This window comes from Oceanimonas sp. MB9 (genome assembly GCF_011319775.1).
Taxonomy (GTDB): Bacteria; Pseudomonadota; Gammaproteobacteria; order Enterobacterales; family Aeromonadaceae; genus Oceanimonas; species Oceanimonas doudoroffii.
This window is the reverse complement of the sequence record NZ_VFBE01000009.1, coordinates 76,149-92,113: the sequence shown is the minus strand read 5'-3', so window position 1 is coordinate 92,113 and position 15,965 is coordinate 76,149. Positions and strand designations below refer to the sequence as shown.

The window sequence follows — 15,965 nt, the reverse complement described above, 5'->3', positions numbered from 1 at the left end:
CACGCAATCAGGAGCCGATGACGTCAGGTTTCGTCGACCTCAGGGCTGGCCGATAGCCGTCAGGTCGCCGTCGCGGCTTTGCACATACAGGGTGTCGCCAGACACCACGGGCGCCACATACAGACCCGAGCCGTCGACGCGCTCCAGCGAGACGATGGCGCCGCTGTCGCGATTCAGCCAGTACAGATAGCCGTCGTCGTCACCCACCACCAGGTAGTCACCGAATACCACGGGAGCGGTCAGCCGGCGGTTTTCCAGCTCGGTATTGGCCCATACCTCGCTGCCGCTGCGGGCATCCACCGCAAACAGGTGGCTGCGGCTGTCGGTGATATACAGCTGGCGACCGTCCGTGCTCAGATCCTGAGAGCCCTGATACTGGCGTTTCCACAGGGACTGGCCGGAAATAAGCTGGTGCGCGGTCAGTTGGCCATTATAGGCGATCGTGAACAGAATATCGCCCAGGATCACCGGCCTGGCGGCCACATCCACCATGCGTTCCAACTCGGTGGCGCCCTTGGGACTGGCAATGCGGGTGTCCCGCACCGGCTGGCCGTTGGCCAGCAGGGCAATGCCCAGGCGTCCGTCGGCCCGGCCATAGAGCACGGCACCGCCGGCGGTAATGGGGGTGGCCATGCTGCGCAGGGTCAGGCTGGGCTGCTCGTTGCGCAGCAGCCACTGCTGCTCGCCGCTGCCGGCATCCAGTGCCACCAGGTTGCCGGCGCTGGTATGCACCACCACCTTGCCTTCGTCCACCGCCGGGGCCGCCAGCACTTCGCCGGGCACGTCCCGCGTCCACAGCAGCTCGCCATCGGCCTGGGATACGGCATAGACTACGCCGTTTTCCGATCCGAAATAGAGGTTGCCGTAGGCGGCGGTCAGGCCGCCGGCAATGCGCGGGCTGCGCTGGTTTTCATTGATATCGAGCTCATCGAGTTCGGTTTCCCACAAGTCGTCTCCCTCGACCAGTGAAAACGCCTTGAGCACACCATTGCGAGACGCGGCAAACAGCCGGTCACCGTCCACCGCCGGGCGCAGCTGGGAGTAGTAATCGCCCACGCCCTTGCCCACGGAAGCGGACCAGCGGGTCTCGGCGTCAAAGGCATTGTCGATCTCGGGCAAGGCATTGGCCGGTGCCACCGGGGTTGAACTGGAACAGGCCCCCAGCACCAGGCTCAGGGACAGCGGCAGGGCCTTCAGCAGGTGTCTGGACATGCTCACTCTCCCTTGCCGGCATCAACGCCGGCCAGATCGTCAAGCTTCAGGGTCAGCGCCGGATTGTCGCCTACCCCACCTGCTTCACGGGCCGCCTCATAGGCCGCCAGGGCCTCGGCGGGCTGCTGCCGGGCCCGGAACAGATCGCCCCGCACCTCGTGCAACTGGGCGGCAAAGGCGTCACCGGTTACCTCGTCGAGGCGGCGCTGGGCGGCATCAAGATCGCCGGCGGCGATCAGCACCCGGGCCAGACGCAGGCGCACGGTGTTGGCCAGGGCATCATCGGTCATGCCCGCCAGGGCCAGTTCCAGCTGCTGCCGAGCCAGTTCCAGGTCATTGGCCCTGACCGCTTCCGCCGCCAGCAGCATGGCCGCCAGTTCGCCATAGCTATTGCCTTGGTTCTCGCTGACAAAAGCCGCGGTGCTGTCAAAGGCGGCACTGCCCTGGCTGGCCAGATCGCGGCTTACCTGCTCAAAAGCCTCGGCGCCGTCGGCACGGGTTTCCAGCTGGTGGCCCTGGTAATAACGCCAGCCAAACAGGCCGGCGAGGCCGATGGCGGAGCCCAGAATAATGGCCTTGCCGTATTCCTGCCACCAGCGCTTGATGGCTTCAATTTGTTGTTCTTCCGTGCTGTAAACGTCCAACTCATATCCCCTTTTGTTCGAGGTGTTCAACCAGCTCGCTTTGGGCCAGGGTCTGTTGCTCGGCCTGGCCACGCAGGAACTTGACCGTCACCTGGCCCTGGGCCACTTCGTCTTCTCCAAGGATCAGCGCCACCACGGCCCCGCTCTTGTCGGCCCGCTTGAGCTGCTTCTTGAAATTGCCGCCGCCACAGTGGCTCATGACCCGAAGTCCGGGTCGTTCGTCCCGCAAGCGTTCGGCCAGGGCTAGGCCCGCCACGCGCGTGCTGTCCCCCATCATGGCCACATAGACATCGGCCTGGGCCGGTTGTTCCGCAACCCGATTCAGGGTTTCCAGCAGCAGCACCAGCCGCTCCATCCCCATGGCAAAGCCCACCGCCGGGGTGGCCTGTCCGCCCAGTTGCTCCACCAGGCCGTCGTAGCGGCCGCCGCCACAAACGGTGCCCTGGGCGCCCAGGCTTTCGGTGACCCACTCGAACACGGTGAGGTTGTAATAATCCAGGCCGCGCACCAGCCGAGGGTTGATTTCAAAGCCAATGCCGGCGGCACTCAGCAACGCCTGCAGGCCGTCAAAGTGGGCCTTGGTGTCTTCACCGAAGTAGTCGGACAGCACAGGGGCGTCGGCCAGCAGCGCCTGCACCTCGGGGTTCTTGCTGTCGAGCACCCGCAGCGGGTTGGTGTGCATGCGCCGGCGGCAGTCTTCGTCCAGACGATCTTCGTGCTGTTGCAGAAAGTCCACCAGGGCCTGACGGTACTGCGCCCGCTCTTCCGGCTGACCCAGGCTGTTAAGCTGCAGGGTCAGGTGCTCGGTCACACCCAGGGCCTTCCAGAAGCGGGCGGTGAGCATAATCAGCTCGGCATCGATGTCCGGGCCGTGAAGGCCAAACACTTCCACCCCGAACTGATGGAACTGGCGATAACGACCCTTTTGCGGACGTTCATAGCGGAACATGGGACCCATGTACCACATGCGCCGCTCCTGGTTGTACAGCAGGCCGTGTTCAATGCCGGCGCGCACGCAGCCGGCGGTGCCTTCGGGGCGCAGGGTCAGGCTGTCGCCGCTGCGATCCTCAAAGGTGTACATTTCCTTTTCCACGACATCGGTGACTTCACCGATGGCGCGCTGAAACAGGCCGGTCACTTCCATGATGGGCAGACGAATTTCACTGTAACCGTAGGCACTCATGGTATTGCGCAGCACGGCTTCCGCCTGTTGCCAGGCCGGAGTCTGCTCCGGCAGGCAGTCGTTCATTCCTCGAATTGCTTGAATTTGTTTGGCCACAAAAATATCTCTGGTTCTGAATCGATGAGTAAAAAGCGGGGGTCAGTCCTTGTCCTGCACCGGAATGCGGGCGGCGGGATCCATCCTGGCGACCTTGGCCCGAATGCGGCTTTCAAGGGCATCCACCAGCTGGGTGTTGTCGAGCCGGTCTACCCGTTCGCCGCCATCGTAGAAGGCGCTCTTGCGCTGGGCGCCGGCCAGGCCCAGATCGGACACCAGGGCCTCGCCAGGCCCATTGACCACGCAGCCGATAATGGACACGTCCATGGGGGTGACAATGTCTTCCAGCCGGTTTTCCAGGGCGTTGACGGTGCCGATGACGTCGAACTCCTGACGTGAACAGGACGGACAGGCGATAAAATTGATGCCCCGGGCGCGAATGCGCAGGGACTTGAGAATGTCAAAGCCGACTTTGACCTCTTCCACCGGATCGGCAGCCAGGGAGATGCGCAGGGTGTCGCCGATGCCTTCGGCCAGCAGCATGCCCAGGCCAATGGCAGACTTGACGGCGCCGCTGCGAAAACCGCCGGCCTCGGTAATGCCGAGGTGCAGGGGCTGCTCGATCTGGCGGGCCAGCTCCCGGTAGGCACCCACCGCCAGAAATACATCGGAGGCCTTGACGCTGACCTTGAACTGGTCAAAGTTGAGCTTGTCGAGAATGTCCACATGGCGCAGCGCCGATTCCACCAGTGCCGCCGGCGTGGGCTCACCGTATTTTTCCTGCAGATCGCGCTCCAGCGAGCCGCCGTTCACGCCAATGCGAATGGGAATGCCCTTGTCCCGGGCGCAGTCCACCACCGCCCGTACCCTGTCTTCCCGGCCGATGTTGCCCGGGTTGATGCGCAGGCAGTCGGCGCCGTATTCGGCCACCTGCAGGGCAATGCGGTAGTCGAAGTGAATGTCGGCCACCAACGGCATGCTGGTACCGGCACGAATAACCTTGAAGGCTTCCGCCGCTTCCATGGTGGGTACCGACACCCGTACGATATCGGCACCGGCCTTTTCCACCGCCCGAATCTGGGCCAGGGTGGCCTCCACGTCTGTGGTCAGGGTATTGGTCATGGTCTGCACGCTGATGGGGGCATCCCCCCCCACCAGCACGGAGCCGACACGAATTTGCTTGGACTTGCGACGAATGATGGGTGATTCGTGTTGGGACATGGTTTGCTCTTGCTCGTTACATCAGGATTGCGGGACGGTCAGGCGGGCAACCCGGCCGGCGCGGAAGGAAGACAGATCCACTGCCTGGTTCAGGTATTCCACGCTGGCCGCCTGGGGAGCGCCCAGTACCAACCGGAACGGCGGCTCCCCCTTCAGCTCAAGGCGGTCACTGGACTTTTTGACCCCTTCGGACAGCACTCGGCCTTCCGCGTCGGTGACCTTTATCCAGCAATCGTCGGAAAAGCTTAACACCAGCAATTGCGGATCCGCTTTCGGCTCCGCTGCGGGGGCCGGCTCCGGCGTCGGCTCGGGCGCCACCTCGGTCACGTCTTCCACAACCGCCGGGGCCGCCGGTGTTTCCTCCGGCAACACAGGCGCACCGGTCAGGTCGGCATCACCGGCAGGAATGGTCACGGCCTCGTCGGCGGCGTCATTCAGGGCAGGCGACGTCAGCAGCGGTGCCGGCTCGGGGGCGTCAACCGGCTCGGCTATCTGTTGCTGCGGCACGGGCTCGCCACGCTCCACAAAACCGGCGCCGCTGTTTTGCCACCACCAGAACACCAGGGAAGTACCCAGGCCGAGCAACACCAGCCAGCTGATGCGCTTGAGCCACTTGTCACTGGCCTGCTGCCGGGTCTTTTTGGAAAAGCTCTGCATCGACACGGTGGCATCCTGGCGCCGTTGCTCCATGCCAGCCATGCCGTCAAAGGCGGCCAGCGCCTGCTGCTCGCTCACCCCCACCAGGCGGGCATAGGCCTTGACGTAGCCCCGCAGAAAGGTCAGCGCCACGCCGGCCTTGTATTGGTCGCTGTCGAGGGATTCAATCACCGCCACCCGCAGGTTAAGCCGGCGCGCCACCTCATTTTGGCTCCAGCCTCTGCCTTCACGCGCCTGACGCAGCAGGGCGCCCGGTCCGGATGTCGGTGCCTGTTGCTCTTCACCGGCCTGTTGTTGTTCTTCGTTAGTAGTCATTTGTCAGGAATCGCCTGGCCTGTTCTGTATCGGGAAATAAACGTACCAGCTCGGCACCAGCCTGCTGGGCTTGCGCCACCCGGCCCTCGGCCTCGGCGGCACGGACTATCAGCCATAAACTCTGCGCACTGGGCAGATGCGCCTGCCGGTAGCGGTCGAGGTAGTGCAGGGCACTGGCGCCGTCACTGCCTGCCAGCAGTCCGGCCATGCCGAGCAGCGCCCGCGGCTTCTCCGGGGTGTATTCCAGCGCACGCTGAAAGTAACCCATCGCCGCCTGCTCCCGCCCATGGCCAAGGGCACACAGGGCGGCATTCTCATAGGTATCCGCCACCTTCACATAACCGGCAACGGCCACCGCCCTCCTGAACATGACATCGGCCTCGTCAAATCGTTCCCTGTCACACAGAAAGGCACCGTAATTGTTCAGCCCGTCACCATGTTCGGCATCCAGACGCAGCACGCGCTTGTAGTGCTGCTCGGCCTTGTCAAATTCCGACACCGACTGGAAAAAGTAGGCCAGCGCCAGGTGAATGTCCGGGTTGCGCGGGTCCTGGGACAGGGCCCGCTCCAGGTTGAACTTGGCCTGACCGGTGTCTCCCCGGCGCAGGTATTCCAGCCCAAGGTTCATGCGGGTCAGCGCGGCCTGGGATGGTTCAAACACCATCTTGCCGGCCTTGCCCTTGTCACTGAGATTAATGGTTTCATGTACGCACCCGGCCAGTGCGCCCGCCATCAGCAATGCCGGTAACAGAATGACCCTTCGCATTCCCCATTCCGCCAGTGGTTTTTGCAGTTAAACCATTGTGACGGATATATTTTGTTCCTGCATCCGTTTTTTCATGGTGCGCTTGGTTCTGTCGATCACATCCCCCACCAGCTGACCGCAGGCGGCGTCGATATCGTCCCCCCGGGTCTTGCGAATGGTGACGGTATTGCCGTATTGCATCAGTACCTTGTTAAAGCGATCAATGCGGCTGTTGCTGGGCTTGCCGTAAGGGTTGCCGGGGAACGGGTTGAACGGGATCAGGTTGATCTTGCAGGGCAGGTCCTTGAGCAACTCGGCCAGCTCGTGGGCATGCTGCATGTCGTCGTTGATATGATCGAGCAGCACATATTCGATGGTCACCTTGCCGTGGTTGGCATTGGACACCGCCAGGTAACGACGAATGCTGGCAATCAGCTCGGCGATATTGTACTTGTCGTTGATCGGCATGATCTCGGAGCGCAGCTTGTCGTTGGGGGCATGCAGCGATACCGCCAGGGCCACGTCAATCATGTCGGCCATCTTGTCCAGCGCCGGCACCACGCCGGAGGTAGACAGGGTCACCCGGCGCTTGGACAGGCCAAAGCCGTAGTCTTCCAGCATCAGGCGCATGGCCGGCACCACGTTGTTGAGGTTGAGCAGCGGCTCGCCCATGCCCATCATCACCACGTTGGTGATCGGCTTGCGGCCCGAGTCGCGCACAAAGCCCACCCGGCTGGCGGCACGCCAGACCTGGCCGATGATCTCCGACACACGAAGGTTGCGGTTAAACCCTTGCTGGGCGGTGGAGCAGAATTTACAGTCGAGGGCACAGCCCACCTGGGACGACACACACAGGGTGGCGCGGTCACCGTCGGGAATGTACACGGTTTCCACTTCCTGATCGCCCACCTGCATGGCCCACTTGATGGTGCCGTCGGCAGACTTTTTCTCGACGCTGATTTCGGGGGCACGAATTTCGGCCCGCTCCTTGAGCTTGCCGCGCAACACCTTGTTGATGTTGGTCATCTGGTCAAAGTCATCGCAACCGAAATGGTAAATCCACTTCATCACCTGATCGGCACGAAAGGGTTTCTCTCCCATTTCCTGAAAGAGTTCTCGCATGCCGTCACGATCCAGATCCAGCAGATTTATTTTGGTTTCACTCATCGGTTGCCTCACGCGTTATGACCAGAGCCCACAGGGCGCGAAATTGTACAGAGTTTAGCATTCGGTTGCCAGTGCCGGCCTGCTTCGGCGCCGCGTGGCACCCATGAAAAAGGCCGCCCAATGGCGGCCCTGATTCACATGGCAAGAGGTTATCAGTGACCGCTGGCCACCGGGGTAAGCGCCGGCTGCTTGCCGGAGCGCCCCTTGCAGACTTCAATGGTCACCTCGTTGCCGTCGGCATCGAACAGCTTGCCGTCGACGAAGTAGTCACCGTCGTTCAGGCAGGCGATGTCTTCCTGGCGAATGGTTCGTTCGGTGCCCGCGGCAAACACCGATTGCTTGTCGGAGTTGCCCCAGCTCAGATGATTGAAGAGCAGGTTCAGCAGAATGGCCATGATGGCGGTGGAGCTGATGCCGGAGTGGAAAATGGTGGCGAACCAGTCCGGGAAATGATGATAGAAGCTGGGCGCGGCGATGGGCAGCATGCCAAAGCCGATGGAGGTGGCCACGATGATCAGGTTCATGTTGTTGGTGTAGTTCACCTTGGCCAGGGTGCGAATGCCGCTGGCGGCCACGGTGCCGAACAGCACGATGCCGGCGCCGCCCAGTACCGCGGTGGGCACGGTGGCGATCACTCGCCCCATGATGGGCATCAGGCCCAGGGTCACCAGGATCACACCGGCCGCCGCCACCACGTAGCGGCTCTTGACACCGGTGACCGCCACCAGGCCCACGTTCTGGGCAAAGGCGCTTTGGGTAAAGGAGCCGAACATGGGTGCGACGGCGCTGGAAATCATGTCGGCACGCAGGCCGTCACCCAGGCGACGGGCGTCCACCTTGGTGTCGATGATGTCACCCACCGCCAGAATGTCGGCGGAGGTTTCCACCAGGATCACCAGCACCACGATCAACATGGAGATAATGGCGGCCAGCTCAAATACCGGCATGCCGAAATGGAACGGCGTGGGAAAGGCGAAAATCGGGCCTTCCAGCACGCGGGAGAAATCCACCAGGCCCAGGGACCAGGCCAGCAGGGTGCCGATCACCATGGCCAGCAGGATGGACAGTCGGCTGATGGCGGCATTGCCCAGCTTGCTCAGCAGCAGCACGATCGCCAGGGTGGCGCCGGCCAGACCAATGTTGGTCATGCTGCCGAAATCTTCGGCCCTGCTGTTTCCGCCCATGGCCCAGCGGGCCGCCACCGGCATCAGGGTCAGGCCGATGGTGGTGATCACCGCACCGGTGACCAGGGGCGGAAAAAATTTGATGATCTTGGAAAAGACGGGCGTGATCAACAGCCCGATTAGGGCCGCGCCAATGACGGCGCCAAACACCGATGGCAGGCCACCACCGGTGGTGACGATGGCGACTATGGTGGCCACGCTGGCAAAGGACACCCCCTGTACCAGCGGCAGCTGGCAGCCAAAGAAGGGAATGCCCAGGGTCTGCAGCAGGGTGGCGGCGCCGCCCACAAACAGCGAGGCGGCGATCAGCATGCCGATTTCCGCCGAGCCCAGGCCCGCCGCCTGCCCCACAATAAGCGGCACCGCAATGATGCCGCCGTACATGGTCAGCACATGCTGAAAGCCGTAGGCAATGTTGGCCGCAATGCCGAGGTTTTCGTCTTCCGGACGGTTACCGACAGCGGTGTTACGAGATTCTGTACTCATGATCACTCCCTGAAAATGTTAATTTATGTATACCACAACCGGTACAATATCAGCTTTAATGTTGCAGTCAATGTAAACAATATTTACATTTTGTGTATACCAAAATAACAACAGGGCCATCGGCCGCCATAAAAAAAGGGAGCCGAAGCTCCCTTTTCTATTGCCGTCGACTCGCGATTAACGAGTACGCGGGCAGATTTCTTCGTCGCTGAAGAAGTAGGCGATTTCGCGAGCAGCAGACGCCGGGGCATCGGAGCCGTGTACGGCGTTCTCGTCGATGCTGTTGGCGTAGTCGGCGCGCAGGGTACCGGCCAGGGCATCGGCGGGGTTGGTGGCGCCCATGATTTCACGGTTGCGACGGATGGCATCTTCACCTTCCAGCACCTGTACCATCACCGGACCGGAGGTCATGAAGTCAACCAGGGCCTTGAAGAAGGGACGCTCGCTGTGCTCGGCGTAGAAACCTTCGGCCTGCTCACGGCTCAGGTGAACCATTTTGGAAGCAACGATTTTCAGGCCAGCAGACTCAAAACGGCCGTAGATGGCACCGATCAGGTTCTTGGCAACGGCGTCGGGCTTGACGATGGAAAAGGTACGTTCGATAGCCATAGGGGTATCCTTTAATCAACAGGTTCTGTTTTCGACAGTAAAAACGCGCGGATTATACGAAAAGCGCGGGCGAGTTAACACCGCCCGCGCATATTTTTCTCGGGAGAACTCAGCCCTGGCACACGCGGGCCAGCATGGCGGCAATGGTGCGCACGCCGTGGCCCTTGCCACCGGCGGCCCAGAGGTCATTGGGCACCTTCTGGTAAGAGCCAGACAGATCCATGTGTACCCAGCTGCGGCCGTTGTCGGGCACAAAGCGGGACAGGAAGGCGGCGGCGGTGGACGCCCCGGCCTGCCCCTCGCCGCCGTGAATGTTGGCCATGTCGGCAAAGGCCGAGGTCAGCAGATTCTGGTGGAACGGCTCCAGCGGCAGCGGCCAGGCCTTTTCGTCTTCGTCCTTCGCCGCCTGCACCGTCTGCAGCGCCAGCTCGTCGTTCATGCTGAACACGGCGTTGTAGTCCCGGCCCAGGGCCATTTTGGCCGCGCCGGTGAGGGTGGCGGCGTCCAGAATAAAGGGCGCACCGGTGGCCGAGGCCGCCAGCAGGCCGTCGGCCAGCACCAGCCGGCCCTCGGCGTCGGTGTTGAGGATCTCCACGGTCAGGCCGTTGCGGTAGGTGAGAATGTCTCCCAGCTTGAAGGCATGGCCCGACACCAAATTTTCGGCGCAGCACAGAAACAGCTTCACCCGACTGGTCAGGCCGCGGGAGATGGCCAGGGCCAGGGCACCGGTGACGGTGGCGGCACCGCCCATGTCGGATTTCATCACCGACATGCCGTCCGAGCTCTTGATGCTGTAACCGCCGGAGTCAAAGGTGATGCCCTTGCCCACCAGGCAGGCGGCCACCGGGGCATCGGCATTGCCGGTGGGGTTGTAGTCCAGCTCCAGCAAAGTGGGCGGACGGCTGCTGCCCCGGCCCACTTCGTAGATGCCCACGTGGCCCAGATCCTTGAGCTGCTCGCCGCTGTAGATGCGGTAGCTTACCGCCTCGGGGGCCAGCGACTGCAGAAACTTGCCGGCCTCGGTGGCCAGAGATGCCGGGTAAACGTCTTCCGGCGTGCCGTTAATCATCTCCCGTACCCAGTTCACCGCGGTACGGCGGGCGTCGAACTCCGCCTGGTCGTCGGCGCTCATTTCGCCCAGCTCCAGCTGCTGGCCGCCCTTGGCGTTATAGAAGCCCTGGGCAAAGGCCCAGCGGCTTTCCAGCGTCCAGTCATCACCACAGAGGGCCAGGTTCTTGATGCCCATGGCGTCGAGCTTGCGCCCCGCCTGCTGCACCCGGCGCGCCGGCTCTCCCTCGCCCAGGTGCACACGCACTTCGTCATTCTGAAAGCTGAGCAGCGCCTTGTCGCCCCAGCAGGCCGGGGCGGCGTCGTTGGTCAGCATCACCTTCATGGTCGCGGACATCATGATTCCTTGTTATCTCGTCAAAAAACGCAAAAAGCCACAGTATCACTGTGGCTCTCTATAAAGCTATAAGCGGTGAGCTGAAAGCTGGAAGCCTAAAATTATTCCGGCTTCAAGCTTCTGGCTTTCTGTCAGTCGTATTCGTCCATCCAGGCGAGGATCACCGCTTCAAGAATGCGCTCGTTGGAGTGTTCGGGCTCGTCGTCAAACTCCTCCAGCTCGCAGATCCACCGGTGCAGATCGGTAAAGCGCACGGTTTTGGGATCCACCTCCGGGTGCCGTTCCATCAGCGCCAGGGCAATATCCAGACTGTCGGTCCATTTCAAACTCATGCGTTTCACCTTCACCTTGGCTTGTATCGTGTTTAGTGGCCTTCGGATACCATGTTCACAGTATACCGCGGGATTTCCACCACCAGATCCTCGTCATCCACCCGGGCCTGACAACCCAGCCGGGACTCCGGCTCCAGGCCCCAGGCCTTGTCCAGCATGTCGTCTTCCAGCTCGGTGCTTTCTTCCAGCGAGTCAAAGCCTTCCCGCACGATCACATGGCAGGTGGTGCAGGCACAGGACTTCTCACAGGCGTGCTCAATGTCGATACCATTGCGCAGCGCCACATCCAGCACGGTTTCCCCGGTTTCGGCCTCGACGGCAGCGCCCTCGGGGCAAAGGTCGGCATGGGGCAGAAATACAATCTTCGGCATCGTTACACCTTGTCCACTCGTTGGCCGGCCAGTGCCTTGCGAATGGATGCGTCCATTCGGCGGGCGGCAAAGTCGGCGGTTTGTTTGTCGGTCTGTTCAATGGCGCGCTTGATGGCTTCCGGGTCGTCCCCCTGAGCCGCCTGCTGCAATGCTTCCAGCGAAGCCACTACGTCGGCCTGCTCCTGCTCGCTGAGCAGTTCGTCGCCGTCGGCCTGCAGGGCGCTGATGATGTTTTCCACCACCCGCGCCGCTTCCACCCGCTGCTCGGCCAGCATACGGGCGGCAATGTCTTCCTGGGCATGCTCAAAGGACGCCTTGAGCATGGTGGAAATGTCTTCTTCCTTCAGGCCGTAAGAAGGTTTGACCTCAATGCTGGCCTGAACGCCGGAAGATTTTTCCATGGCGCTCACCGACAGCAGGCCGTCGGCGTCCACCTGAAAGGTCACGCGAATATGGGCGGCGCCGGCGGCCATCGGCGGAATGCCGGTCAGCACAAAGCGGGCCAGGGAGCGGCAGTCGGCCACCAGCTCGCGTTCACCCTGTACCACGTGAATGGCCATGGCGGTCTGGCCGTCCTTGAAGGTGGTGAATTCCTGTGCCCGGGCCACGGGAATAGTGGTATTGCGGGGAATCACCTTCTCCACCAGGCCGCCCATGGTTTCCAGACCAAGAGACAATGGAATCACGTCCAGCAGCAGCATGTCGCTGTCGGGCTTGTTGCCGATGAGAATGTCTGCCTGAATGCTGGCACCGATGGCCACCACCTTGTCGGGGTCGATGCTGGTCAGTGGCTCGCGGGCAAAAAACTCACCAACCCGCTCCCGCACCAGCGGAACCCGGGTGGAGCCACCCACCATCACCACTTCCTGCACTTCGTCCTGGCTGACGCCGGCGTCTTTCAGGGCGCGGCGACAGGCCATCAGGGTCTTGTTGACCCAGGGCTGAATAAGGCTATTAAACTGCTCACGGCTGAGCTCGCCCTGCCAGCCTTCCCAGGCGACATTAACCTGCTCGTTATCGGTCAATGCCACCTTGGCGGCGATGGCGGCATCCAGCAGGTTGCGTTGCTGAGCCGGCGACAGCCCGGTGACACCGGCCTGTTGCTGAATCCAGTCGCCAAGAGCGTGATCGAAATCGTCACCGCCGAGGGAAGAGTCGCCACCGGTGGCCAGCACTTCAAACACGCCCTTGTGCAGGCGCAGAATGGAGATATCAAAGGTACCGCCGCCCAGGTCATATACCGCGATCACCCCTTCCTGACCCGAGTCCAGGCCGTAGGCAATGGCCGCAGCCGTGGGCTCGTTGAGCAGGCGCAGCACATTCAGGCCGGCCAGCTTGGCCGCATCCTTGGTGCCCTGACGCTGAGCATCATCAAAATAGGCGGGCACGGTGATCACCGCGCCTTCTACCGGGTTGCCCAGGCTGGCCTCGGCGCGTTCGCCCAGGGTTCTGAGGATTTCGGCGGAAACCTGCACCGGGTTAACCGGCCCTTGAGGCGTATTCAGCTCGATGATGCCGGCATCGGTATCGCGAAAGTCGTAAGGCAGCCGGTTGCGCGGCACATCGGCCAGGGCCTTGCCCAGCAGCCGCTTGACCGAGACGATGGTATTTTGCGGATCGAATTCCGCTTCCTGCCTGGCATCAAAGCCCACCCGCAGGCCATCGGCGGTGTAGTGCACCACGGACGGCAGCAGTTCGCGGCCCTGTTCGTCGGGCAGGGTTTCGGCCAGGCCACTGCGCACCACGGCCACCAGTGAATTGGTGGTACCAAGATCGATGCCAAGGGCCCACTTGTGCTCGTGCGGAGCCGCGCTCTGGCCCGGCTCGGAAATTTGTAACAATGCCATGAGATTCAGAATTCCTGCTGCGCGTCTTCCACCCGCTCAAGTTCGGCGTGCAGCTTGACCATGAATTTGAGTTTGCGCACCGTGTCGGCGGCCTGCTCCCAGTGACCGGCGTCAAGCCGTTGTTCCAGCTCGCGGTAGTAATCGTCGGAAGCCTGCTTCAGCTCCCGCTCAAAGGCCATGATGGCGGCAAACACGTCGCCGGCGGCGGAAATGTCTTCCAGCTGCTCGCGCCATTCCATTTGCTGCATCAGGAACATGGGATCCTTGAGGGTCTGCTGCTCGCCACGAATGTCCACTCCCTGCAGTGACAGCAGGTATTCGGCGCGACCAAGGGGATTTTTCAGGGTAGAAAAGGCGTCGTTGATACGGGCGGCCTGTTGCACCGCCTGTAATCGCTCCCGCTCGGGGCGGGAAGCGAATTTATCGGGATGAAACTGCGACTGCAGCTGACGGTAGGCGGCGGCCAGGGCCTGGCCGTCGAGCTGAAATTGCTCAGGCAGACCAAACAGCTCAAAGTAGTTCATGCCACTTTCCTTACACGTTGAAGCTTTCGCCGCAGCCACACTCCCCGGTGATATTGGGGTTGTTGAATTGAAAGCCCTCGTTCAGGCCTTCCTTGACGAAGTCCAGCTCGGTGCCATCCAGATAAACCAGACTCTTGCTGTCGACGATCACCTTGACCTCGCCATGCTCGAACACCTGATCGCCCTCGGACAGCTCATCCACGAACTCCAGCACATAGGCCAGACCGGAACAGCCGGAGGTTTTCACTCCCAGCCGCAGGCCGATGCCCTTGCCCCTGTTGTTGAGAAAGCTCTGCACCCGCTGGGCGGCCGCGTCGGTAATGGTGATCGCCATGATGTCTCCGTCTTACGCCAGGTTCTTTTTCTGCTTGTAGTCGTCGATGGCCGCCTTGATGGCATCCTCCGCCAGAATGGAGCAGTGGATCTTCACCGGCGGCAGGGCCAGCTCTTCGGCAATGTCGGTGTTCTTGATGCTGGCGGCTTCATCCAGGCTCTTGCCTTTCACCCACTCGGTGATCAGTGAGCTGGAGGCGATGGCAGAGCCACAGCCATAGGTCTTGAATTTGGCATCTTCGATAATGCCGTCATCGCTGATCTTGAGTTGCAGCTTCATCACGTCGCCGCAGGCCGGGGCACCCACCATGCCGGTCGCAATACTCGGGTCATTCTTGTCGAAACCACCGACATTGCGGGGGTTTTCATAGTGATCAATTACTTTTTCGCTGTAAGCCATGATTCAATTCCTCTCGCAGTCCGTTACACCTTAATGGTGTACCCACTCAACTTTTTCCAGATCCACACCGTCCTTGAACATCTCCCACAGCGGAGACATCTCGCGCAGACGGCCGATGGCCTCGTTTACCAGGCGCACCGCGTAATCGACCTCTTCCTCGGTGGTGAAACGGCCGATGCTGAAGCGAATGGAGCTGTGCGCCAGCTCGTCGTTCAGGCCCAGTGCGCGCAACACATAGGAAGGCTCCAGGCTGGCAGAGGTACAGGCCGAGCCGGAAGAGACCGCCAGGTCTTTCAGCGCCATCATCAGTGACTCGCCTTCGACGTAGGCGAAGCTGATGTTGAGAATGCCGGGAACGCGCTGTTCCAGGTCACCGTTGACATAAACTTCCTCGATGTCCTTCACGCCCTGATACAGGCGGTCGCGCAGGGTGCGAATGCGTTCGCCTTCGGCCTGCATGTCTTCCTTGGCAATGCGGAAGGCCTCACCCATGCCCACAATCTGGTGGGTCGGCAGGGTACCGGAACGCATGCCACGCTCGTGGCCACCGCCGTGCATCTGGGCTTCCAGGCGCACCCGCGGCTTGCGGCACACATAGAGGGCACCGATGCCTTTTGGACCGTAAATCTTGTGGGCGGACATGGACAGCAGGTCGATGTTCATCTCTTTGACATCCACCGGAATCTTGCCGGCACTCTGAGCGGCATCCACATGGAACATGATCTTGCGGCTGCGGCACAGCTCACCGATGGCCTTGACGTCCTGAATCACGCCGGTTTCGTTGTTGACGTGCATGATGCTCACCAGCACGGTGTCGTCACGCAGGGCGCCCTCAATCTGTTCCAGGGTAAACAGGCCGTTGGGCTGCGGCTCCAGGTAGGTGACCTCGTAACCTTCCCGCTCTAGCTGGCGGCAGGGATCCAGTACCGCCTTGTGCTCGGTCTTGGAGGTAACAATGTGCTTGCCCTTTTTGCCATAGAAGTTGGCAATGCCCTTGATAGCCAGGTTGTCGGACTCGGTGGCGCCGGAGGTGAATACGATTTCCCGCGGATCGGCGTTGATCAGGTCGGCGATCTGGTTACGGGCGATATCGACCGCCTCTTCCGCCTGCCAGCCAAACCGGTGTGAGCGGGAGGCCGGGTTTCCGAAGATGCCGTCCGGCGTCAGGTATTGCATCATTTTTTCGGCAACGCGCGGATCTACCGGGCAGGTAGCCGCATAGTCGAGATAAATGGGCAGTTTCATCATATTCTCCGTTCCAACGCTGCCCTGTACGGCAGTCTTGTCATCGACA

The 15,965-nt window shown here is 61.5% G+C and carries 17 protein-coding genes; all 17 read right to left on the bottom strand.

The window, feature by feature from the left end:
* Positions 1–39: 39 nt before the first annotated feature.
* Positions 40–1,212 (bottom strand): outer membrane protein assembly factor BamB, encoded by a 1,173-nt coding sequence (gene bamB, locus OJHNALOF_RS11825; protein ID WP_094200687.1) that lies wholly within the window; start codon positions 1,210–1,212, stop codon positions 40–42.
* A gap of 2 nt (positions 1,213–1,214) precedes the next feature.
* A complete protein-coding gene (locus OJHNALOF_RS11820) occupies positions 1,215–1,856 on the bottom strand; it encodes a tetratricopeptide repeat protein (RefSeq protein WP_094200686.1) in 642 nt (213 codons plus the stop codon).
* Between the two features lies 1 nt (position 1,857).
* Positions 1,858–3,135: a histidine--tRNA ligase gene (hisS, locus tag OJHNALOF_RS11815; RefSeq protein ID WP_094200685.1), complete on the bottom strand. Its 1,278-nt coding sequence runs from the start codon at positions 3,133–3,135 to the stop codon at positions 1,858–1,860.
* Positions 3,136–3,177: 42 nt separating this feature from the next.
* Positions 3,178–4,296 carry a flavodoxin-dependent (E)-4-hydroxy-3-methylbut-2-enyl-diphosphate synthase gene (ispG, locus tag OJHNALOF_RS11810; protein WP_094200684.1) on the bottom strand — a complete coding sequence of 373 codons (1,119 nt, stop codon included), beginning with the start codon at positions 4,294–4,296 and terminating at the stop codon, positions 3,178–3,180.
* Positions 4,297–4,317: 21 nt separating this feature from the next.
* Complete coding sequence (locus OJHNALOF_RS11805) at positions 4,318–5,268, bottom strand: RodZ domain-containing protein (protein WP_165662135.1); 951 nt, start codon at positions 5,266–5,268, stop codon at positions 4,318–4,320.
* The gene (pilW, locus tag OJHNALOF_RS11800) at positions 5,258–6,034 is read right to left on the bottom strand and encodes a type IV pilus biogenesis/stability protein PilW (RefSeq protein ID WP_206063691.1); all 777 of its coding nucleotides are present in this window, start codon (positions 6,032–6,034) and stop codon (positions 5,258–5,260) included. Before pilW ends, OJHNALOF_RS11805 begins: the two co-directional genes overlap by 11 nt.
* 27 nt (positions 6,035–6,061) lie before the next feature.
* Positions 6,062–7,180: a bifunctional tRNA (adenosine(37)-C2)-methyltransferase TrmG/ribosomal RNA large subunit methyltransferase RlmN gene (locus OJHNALOF_RS11795; protein ID WP_094200681.1), complete on the bottom strand. Its 1,119-nt coding sequence runs from the start codon at positions 7,178–7,180 to the stop codon at positions 6,062–6,064.
* A gap of 152 nt (positions 7,181–7,332) precedes the next feature.
* Entirely contained in the window at positions 7,333–8,850 is a 1,518-nt protein-coding gene (locus OJHNALOF_RS11790; RefSeq protein WP_094200680.1) for a nucleobase:cation symporter-2 family protein, read from the bottom strand.
* 177 nt (positions 8,851–9,027) lie between these two features.
* On the bottom strand, positions 9,028–9,459 hold the full coding sequence (gene ndk / locus OJHNALOF_RS11785) for a nucleoside-diphosphate kinase (protein ID WP_094200679.1): 432 nt from the start codon (positions 9,457–9,459) through the stop codon (positions 9,028–9,030).
* Positions 9,460–9,568: 109 nt separating this feature from the next.
* Positions 9,569–10,864 carry an aminopeptidase PepB gene (pepB, locus tag OJHNALOF_RS11780; protein WP_094200678.1) on the bottom strand — a complete coding sequence of 432 codons (1,296 nt, stop codon included), beginning with the start codon at positions 10,862–10,864 and terminating at the stop codon, positions 9,569–9,571.
* 131 nt (positions 10,865–10,995) lie between these two features.
* The gene (iscX, locus tag OJHNALOF_RS11775; protein ID WP_165662134.1) at positions 10,996–11,196 is read right to left on the bottom strand and encodes a Fe-S cluster assembly protein IscX; all 201 of its coding nucleotides are present in this window, start codon (positions 11,194–11,196) and stop codon (positions 10,996–10,998) included.
* Positions 11,197–11,228: 32 nt separating this feature from the next.
* Entirely contained in the window at positions 11,229–11,567 is a 339-nt protein-coding gene (fdx, locus tag OJHNALOF_RS11770; RefSeq protein ID WP_094200676.1) for an ISC system 2Fe-2S type ferredoxin, read from the bottom strand.
* A gap of 2 nt (positions 11,568–11,569) precedes the next feature.
* On the bottom strand, positions 11,570–13,414 hold the full coding sequence (gene hscA / locus OJHNALOF_RS11765) for a Fe-S protein assembly chaperone HscA (RefSeq protein WP_165662133.1): 1,845 nt from the start codon (positions 13,412–13,414) through the stop codon (positions 11,570–11,572).
* A 5-nt stretch (positions 13,415–13,419) separates the two neighbouring features.
* Positions 13,420–13,938 carry a co-chaperone HscB gene (hscB, locus tag OJHNALOF_RS11760; protein ID WP_165662132.1) on the bottom strand — a complete coding sequence of 173 codons (519 nt, stop codon included), beginning with the start codon at positions 13,936–13,938 and terminating at the stop codon, positions 13,420–13,422.
* A 10-nt stretch (positions 13,939–13,948) separates the two neighbouring features.
* Positions 13,949–14,272: an iron-sulfur cluster assembly protein IscA gene (iscA, locus tag OJHNALOF_RS11755; protein ID WP_094200673.1), complete on the bottom strand. Its 324-nt coding sequence runs from the start codon at positions 14,270–14,272 to the stop codon at positions 13,949–13,951.
* A 12-nt stretch (positions 14,273–14,284) separates the two neighbouring features.
* Positions 14,285–14,671 carry a Fe-S cluster assembly scaffold IscU gene (iscU, locus tag OJHNALOF_RS11750; protein ID WP_094200672.1) on the bottom strand — a complete coding sequence of 129 codons (387 nt, stop codon included), beginning with the start codon at positions 14,669–14,671 and terminating at the stop codon, positions 14,285–14,287.
* A gap of 30 nt (positions 14,672–14,701) precedes the next feature.
* A complete protein-coding gene (locus OJHNALOF_RS11745) occupies positions 14,702–15,916 on the bottom strand; it encodes an IscS subfamily cysteine desulfurase (protein ID WP_094200671.1) in 1,215 nt (404 codons plus the stop codon).
* Positions 15,917–15,965 lie beyond the last annotated feature (49 nt).